Here is a 7087-nt window from a genome sequence, read left to right on the forward strand (position 1 = left end):
GTGCTAGATCGACTATCTCTGGATTGTTCGGTAAAGCTTCTACGCAAGCACTATATTGTTGGTTTTGCCACTCAGCTACAATTGTTTGTTTTTGAGCATGTGTGGCTTTAACAACATGAAAACATGTAAGAACCAGTCCAGGAGCCACAAAAAACCCTGTTCCCAATTCTCCATCAACACCCTGTAATCGTACCGTACATTCCTTGAGATTTTCTGCGATCCAATCATCCATATATTTCTGGCATTACCAGTCATGTTGTGTGACGAGCGAATTCTGACCGTAGTTTCACTGATAGAGAATCATTTCATTTATCACGGCTTATTTACCCATTCCATCGTGATTTTTAAATTGCCTTTTTGCTCTCCATTCACCAGCAAAGTCATTAATTCCCCACTTTTGACGCTTATTTCTAAGCCAAATTCGATCGCAACTTTATCTGGCTTAATTTTTTGTACCGTTGCCGCAATTTTTGTCGATATTGCCTCGATCGCATCTGTTACCGGATCGAACGACAAAAACTTACTGGAAACATCTTCCTCACCACCAAGCGATCGCGCTTCTACTAATATCGTCAAATTTTCGGAAACCTTGACGGGAATCACCTTCATTTTTGCGTCCATGTTTTTACTTAGTTGCACCTTGAAGAATATACGTAAGTAGTCTTGCTTTATTTAGTATTGCTTAAGAGGGAAATTATGTCACACAGGTCAATAATTCCCTACTTTATCAGTGTTAATACTTAAAATAATGAATTAAAAATAAAAAACGCAGTTTCGAGAAACAACGCTTTGATAGGAACTATATATTTTTCGTCACCGAGAGTAATTTAATGATGCGATCGCTTAAAATCCTCAATTTAAGTATTATTTTGACCTAGTGTAATTGCTTAGGTAGGAAAAAATTCATCAAAAGTTCATCAATATCTAATCCGTGGGTCTACGTAGGCATTGAGAATATCAATCAAAATACTTGCCATGACAACGATCGCACCAAAAAACACCATGATTCCCTGAACTGTGGGATAATCGCGTTCGGTGATGGCTTCGTACAAACGACTTGCTAATCCGGGCCATGAGAATGTGACTTCAGTCAAAATTGCCCCACCCAACAGTGAAGCGAATGTTAACCCCAGTACTGTGATGACGGGAATGAGGGCATTTTTCAAAGCGTGGGAAACGAGGATTGTGTTTTCGGGAATACCTCTAGCTCTGGCAGCTTCGACATAATCGGATTGCAAGGTTTGCTTTAAATTTACCCGCACAATCCGCTCAAAAATACCGCTTAACAAAATTCCTAAGGTGCAGCTAGGTAATATTAAGTATTGAATTGCTGTAAAAAACTCGACAAATTTGCCGCTTAATAAACTATCTATGGTGTACAAACCTGTTAGTTTCACTGGAGCTTCTAAGGTAGCTGGGAAACGTGTTCCCAAGGGCAATATATCTAAACCAACAGAGAAAATTAATTGCAATATCATGCCTGCCCAAAACATTGGTAAAGCATAGGTAATAATCCCAAATAATCGACCTGCCACATCTAATTTTGTACCAGGACGAGAAGCAGAAATAGTTCCAACTGTAATCCCAACAACTAATGCCACAATAATGCTAAATATGGCTAATTCCGCAGTAGCTGGAAAATATTCGCCAATTATTTCCCAAACAGTTTTACCTCGGCTAGTTATTGATTTGCCCATGTCGAATTTGAGGAATAAACTTCCCAAATAGTTGATATATTGCAACGGCAAAGGTAAATCTAAACCTAATTGTTTTCTGAGTGCTTCTTTTGCGGCATCTGGGGCACGTACACCTAGTATTGCATCTACTGGGTCTCCTGCTGCAACTCGTAATAATGCGAATACCATTGTGACAATGGTTAATATTTGCAATGGAGCCAGCAGTAATCTGACTGTTACGTAATACGTAAGGGCTTTGGAACGTGACATATTTGGATATTAGATTTTAGATTTTCGGTTTTAGGTTCTCGTAGAGACGTTCCGGTGGAACGTCTTTGACTTTGACAATATTTTCGGATTTTGGATATGAAATTTGGGTATGGAATTTGGATTTTTATATAGACGTTCCGGTGGAACGTCTCTACAATATTTGGGAATCGCAAATTACCAAATCAACTCTTTTTAATCCCACCATAAATTACTAATTGACTAGCATCCTGTTTAACACCACTAACGCTATTTTGAGCAAACAAATAATCTTGCTTTTGCCATAGGGGAATATAAGGTACATCTTTAGCGATAATGTCTTGAATTTCGGCAAAGAATTGCTTGCGTTTCGTAGAGTCTTGCTCCTTGCGTTGAGCTTCAATCAACTTATTCATACTGTCGCTATAGTAAAACGAACCTTGGGAAACACTGCCACCTTTTTCACAACCCTTTTCATTTGAACCTTTTTCGCATTGCAAAAATGGCTGAACATAATTATCCGCATCTAAAAAGTCGGGATACCATTCCAGCAAAGTAGTTGCATAAGCACCTTGGGGAATATATTTATATGCACTAGTCGAATCGATACCGTTGATTTCGATATCAAGCAAACCATCCATTGTTTTTTTTGCGATCGCTTTCATGACAATAGCCGTTAAACCTGTTGTCATTACGTTGGAACGATACCAAAGCTCGACTTTTGCGGGCTTTTCTTTGGAAAATCCTGCTTGTTTGAGCAATTCCTTGGCTTTTTCTGCATTCCCATCGCTGCCGTATTGCTCTTTAAATGCGGGTTTATACACATCGAATGTATTCGGTACCATGCTGTAAGCTGGTTGTCCTTGCCCATACAACACCCTTTCCAACAACAACTTTCGATCCATCATTGCTGCTAAAGCTTGCCTGACCAAAGGGTTATCCAGAGGCTTTTGGTTGCGATTTACAGCCATAAACGAGATAACACTGCCACTATTTGCGATCGCTTGCCAATCCCCATTTTTGGCTTTTTCTTGGAGGGAACGAATTTGATCCGCATCCATCGATAAACCCCCTACGTCAATCGATTTTTTCCGGAAGGCATTATATAAATTGACTCCACTGCTGAGAATTTGCAGGGTTACACCTTGATTAATCGGTTTTTCACCCCAATATTTATCAAAAATATCGAGTTGGACTTTATCGGTAGCAAATTTGCTTAATTTATATGGACCAGTTCCGACAAAATTATTAGGGTTAAATTCACCTTCGCCAATTTTATATGCTTTCGGAGATACTGCACAAACTCCAGAAAATGCTAACAACGATGGAAAAGCTGCAAACGGTTGTTTTAATTTCACCGTTAATTCGTATTCACCTGTAGATGAAACCAAAGCGATAATATCACCCAGCAAAAAAGCTGGTTTACCACCATTTTTAATAAACCTATTTAAACTAAATGCCATAGCAGCAGCATTAAATTTTTCACCATCATGAAATACCACACCCTGACGTAATGCCATTGTATAAGTTAATCCATCGGCACTAATTTTTGGTAGTTCGGTTGCTAGTTGCGGTTGAATATCGGTGCTTCCCGCTTTGTAAGTATAGAGCCTATCGCTCATGTTATATATCAAACCTAGCGAGCCTGTCTCATATGCATCTGCCGGGTCAAGGGTTCGAGGTTTATTTGTTGTGCCAATAATAATCCGGGGATTATTGCTACCACCAGAATTATCAGCCTGTGGACTTTTGGCACAGCTAACAAGTAATAATAAACAAATACAAGCGAGACTAATAATTTGTTTAGTTCGACCCCAAGGTCTGCTGAAAAAGGGGAACCAGTACATAAAATCGATAATTTTGATAATTTGGTTTGCTAATGGAATAACTTTAAAGCCAATGGTGAGTAATATTACTACAACCATGTGTCTACTGTAGAGATTAGGATATACCATTCGACGGCAATTGATGAAATTTTTTATATGTATTTTAATTAACGTTGGGATTCTAGAGGATACTTAACTAGTATTTGCGAGTTTTTTGCTAAGAAAACTCCACAGAAAGAGATGCTCTTCGGTCATTCTGTAGTTTGCTACAGCATGACAACACAGGATCATTCATTTTGTGGCTTACCCTAAATACTTTTTTCTAAATTCTTATTGAAAAACTAACTGAATATACCTGATTTAACTCTAAACATCGCGATATTGTTAAACAGCAAATTATAGTTAATAACTGCGAGATAAAGCATTATGAAATACTTTTTCTTGTCTGAAGGATGGACAATCGGTAGAGTCTGGGAATCCGAAGGACTTTGGCAAGTAGCAGCATGGAGAAGACTACCAGATATTCAAAAAATGAGTTTATGTCTGGTAGAAAAGGAAGAATTATTATGGCTGTACCGAGTTGAAGATGCAATTATTACCATTGAAGTCAAACCGATAGATTCCCTCCAAGCTGCGAATACCAAAACCATTGGTCAAGTTACCCTCAAACGTTTAATGAGTGTCGAACAAGTTTTAGAACGGTTGGGAAATGCGGAAACTAGGTGTGCGATGGAAAATCTTCAAGCTTTGGTGTAGGAATCAGAAAAGTTAGGGGAAAGGCTTGTATTTTTGAGTATTGGTAATAATTCTTTATGTTTCGACTTAAATTTTAATTTCTACTATTGCGATCGCATTGTCACCCCTTCGCGATCGCAAATTAGCACGTAACCTCTCACCCTTATTAAGACAAAGGTGTATTTATTAAGTCTGATTTCCCTGCATATCCCGGAAATTATCCCCCCTAACCCCCCTTTCCAAGGGGGAAAATAAAAGTCTAATTCCCTCCCCTTAGCAAGGGGAGGGTTAGGGTGGGGTTCTTTTATTTGGGGCTGGTAGTGATTCGATTACCCATGTTTTATACCCTAGGGGCATGGTTATTTTCTTTTGCTCCCGCTTGCAAACGGTTCCACGAATAGTTACACTTTTTAAAACATTCTCATTTTTGCATTTAGTAGCGGGGTATCCTTTTTCGAGGATGCTGAGAGTGTCGCATGATGTAAAATTTCGCAAATTGCGATCGCTTACAACAAGTTTTTGCATTCCTCGCTACTAAAATGCCCACGCGGTCTAAATTTATCAGACAATAAGTGTGGAAGAGCGCAAGCTCTTGCAATTACAAAATCTAAAATTTGCTTTGTAAACAAACTTATCGAGGAGGAGCGTAGTCAATGGGACTACCCTGGTACCGAGTACACACAGTGGTTCTGAATGACCCAGGACGGCTGATTTCTGTACACTTGATGCACACTGCTCTAGTCTCAGGCTGGGCTGGTTCGATGGCTCTGTACGAACTGGCAATCTACGACCCCAGTGACCCCGTACTTAACCCAATGTGGCGACAAGGCATGTTCGTGATGCCGTTCATGGCACGCTTGGGTGTGATTGGCTCTTGGGGTGGTTGGAACGTAGTTGGCGACCCTAACTATGACCCCGGTTTCTGGTCTTTTGAAGGTGTCGCAGCAGCTCAAATTATTCTCGCTGGCTTGCTGTTTTTAGCAGCAGTTTGGCACTGGGTTTACTGGGATTTGGAACTTTTCCAAGACTCTCGTACAGGTGAACCAGCCCTCGACTTACCAAAAATGTTTGGTATTCACCTACTTCTCTCCGGTCTACTTTGCTTCGGTTTTGGTGCATTCCACCTCACCGGATTATTTGGACCTGGAATGTGGGTTTCCGATCCATATGGGGTCACTGGTCACATAGCGCCAGTATCTCCGGAATGGGGACCAGCAGGATTTAACCCGTTTAATCCTGGTGGCATTGTTGCTCACCATATTGCTGCTGGTGTAGTTGGGATTATTGCTGGTTTATTCCACTTGACAGTACGTCCACCGGAAAGGCTCTACAAGGCTTTACGAATGGGTAACATCGAAACCGTACTTTCGAGCAGTATTGCCGCAGTCTTCTTTGCTGCCTTCATCGTTGCAGGTACGATGTGGTACGGTAACGCCACCACCCCAATTGAATTGTTTGGACCTACCCGCTATCAGTGGGACCAAGGATACTTCAAGCAAGAAATCAATCGTCGCGTTCAAGCCAGTGTTGCAGAAGGTGCGAGCCTTTCTGAAGCTTGGTCGAAAATTCCCGAAAAACTGGCATTTTTTGACTATGTTGGTAACAGCCCCGCAAAAGGTGGTTTGTTCCGCGTTGGTCCAATGGTCAAGGGTGACGGAATTGCTCAATCTTGGCAAGGACACCCAGTATTTAAAGATGCTGAAGGACGGGAGTTAACAGTACGTCGTCTTCCTAACTTCTTTGAAACCTTTCCAGTACTTTTGACCGACGCTGATGGTGTTGTCCGTGCGGATATTCCTTTCCGTCGTGCAGAATCGAGAAGCAGCTTTGAACAATCTGGGATAACTGTTAGCTTTTTCGGTGGTGACTTGAACGGTAAGTCCTTCGATGACCCCGCAGAAGTTAAAAAGTACGCTCGTTTGGCTCAACGTGGTGAAGTCTTTGATTTCGATCGCGAAACCTTGAACTCTGACGGTGTATTCCGTACTAGCCCTCGCGGTTGGTTTACATTCGGACATGCAGTATTTGCGCTGCTGTTCTTCTTCGGTCATATTTGGCACGGCTCTCGGACAATTTACCGAGATGTATTTGCTGGTGTTGAAGCTGACATGGAAGAACAAGTCGAATGGGGACTCTTCCAAAAAGTGGGTGACAAAACGACCCGCAGTAAAAAAGAAGCTGTTTAAGATTTGTTGGTTGTTAGTTGTTAATGGTTAATAGTTAGTGGTTGGTTAGTAATATTTGAAACTTACTGCTAATTTCTAATTGTTAGCCACTAACCTGATTTATTTCTAAATATTGGCTAAAAAAGCAGGAAAAGCTAGACATGGAAAGCATTGCTTACATTTTGGTTTTCACATTAGCGCTGGGGACTATATTTTTTGCGATCGCATTCCGCGAACCCCCCCGCATTGCTAAGAAAGATGATTAATCTCAAATTGCCAAGCTTGTAATTGCTGAGTGCTGTATTTAAAACAAAAATTAAAGCAAAAAACTACAGCAAAAAACCTGCTTGAGCCGCTACTACCAATTATGGTAATAGCGGTTATTTTTTTTGGCTACTTCAATGGTTAATTACCTAATAAGTAAATATCTGATATAATC

General features: G+C 40.7%; 7 protein-coding genes. 3 read left to right on the forward strand and 4 right to left on the reverse strand.

What is annotated here, in order from left to right; genetic code table 11:
* The 4 genes from CK510_RS23320 to CK510_RS23335 form a co-directional block, all read right to left on the reverse strand.
* Positions 1-232: trypsin-like serine peptidase (locus CK510_RS23320; protein ID WP_143289395.1), on the reverse strand; the 232-nt coding region annotated here is incomplete at its 3' end.
* Between the two features lie 80 nt (positions 233-312).
* Positions 313-621, reverse strand: coding sequence for a CU044_2847 family protein (locus CK510_RS23325; protein WP_095723958.1), 309 nt, complete (start codon positions 619-621; stop codon positions 313-315).
* Positions 622-917: 296 nt separating this feature from the next.
* Entirely contained in the window at positions 918-1946 is a 1029-nt protein-coding gene (locus CK510_RS23330; RefSeq protein WP_095723959.1) for an ABC transporter permease, read from the reverse strand.
* Positions 1947-2128: 182 nt separating this feature from the next.
* Complete coding sequence (locus tag CK510_RS23335; protein WP_095723964.1) at positions 2129-3769, reverse strand: ABC transporter substrate-binding protein; 1641 nt, start codon at positions 3767-3769, stop codon at positions 2129-2131.
* A gap of 405 nt (positions 3770-4174) precedes the next feature.
* Between CK510_RS23335 and CK510_RS23340 the strand changes: the two genes are divergently transcribed.
* The 3 genes from CK510_RS23340 to CK510_RS23355 all read left to right on the forward strand — a co-directional run bounded on the left by CK510_RS23340 (position 4175) and on the right by CK510_RS23355 (position 6914).
* Positions 4175-4504: a hypothetical protein gene (locus CK510_RS23340; protein WP_095723960.1), complete on the forward strand. Its 330-nt coding sequence runs from the start codon at positions 4175-4177 to the stop codon at positions 4502-4504.
* A 632-nt stretch (positions 4505-5136) separates the two neighbouring features.
* Positions 5137-6669 carry a photosystem II chlorophyll-binding protein CP47 gene (psbB, locus tag CK510_RS23350; protein ID WP_095723962.1) on the forward strand — a complete coding sequence of 511 codons (1533 nt, stop codon included), beginning with the start codon at positions 5137-5139 and terminating at the stop codon, positions 6667-6669.
* Positions 6670-6809: 140 nt separating this feature from the next.
* On the forward strand, positions 6810-6914 hold the full coding sequence (locus tag CK510_RS23355) for a photosystem II reaction center protein T (RefSeq protein WP_095723963.1): 105 nt from the start codon (positions 6810-6812) through the stop codon (positions 6912-6914).
* Positions 6915-7087 lie beyond the last annotated feature (173 nt).

Source organism: Brunnivagina elsteri CCALA 953 (assembly GCF_002289455.1).
Classification (GTDB): Bacteria; Cyanobacteriota; Cyanobacteriia; order Cyanobacteriales; family Nostocaceae; genus Brunnivagina; species Brunnivagina elsteri.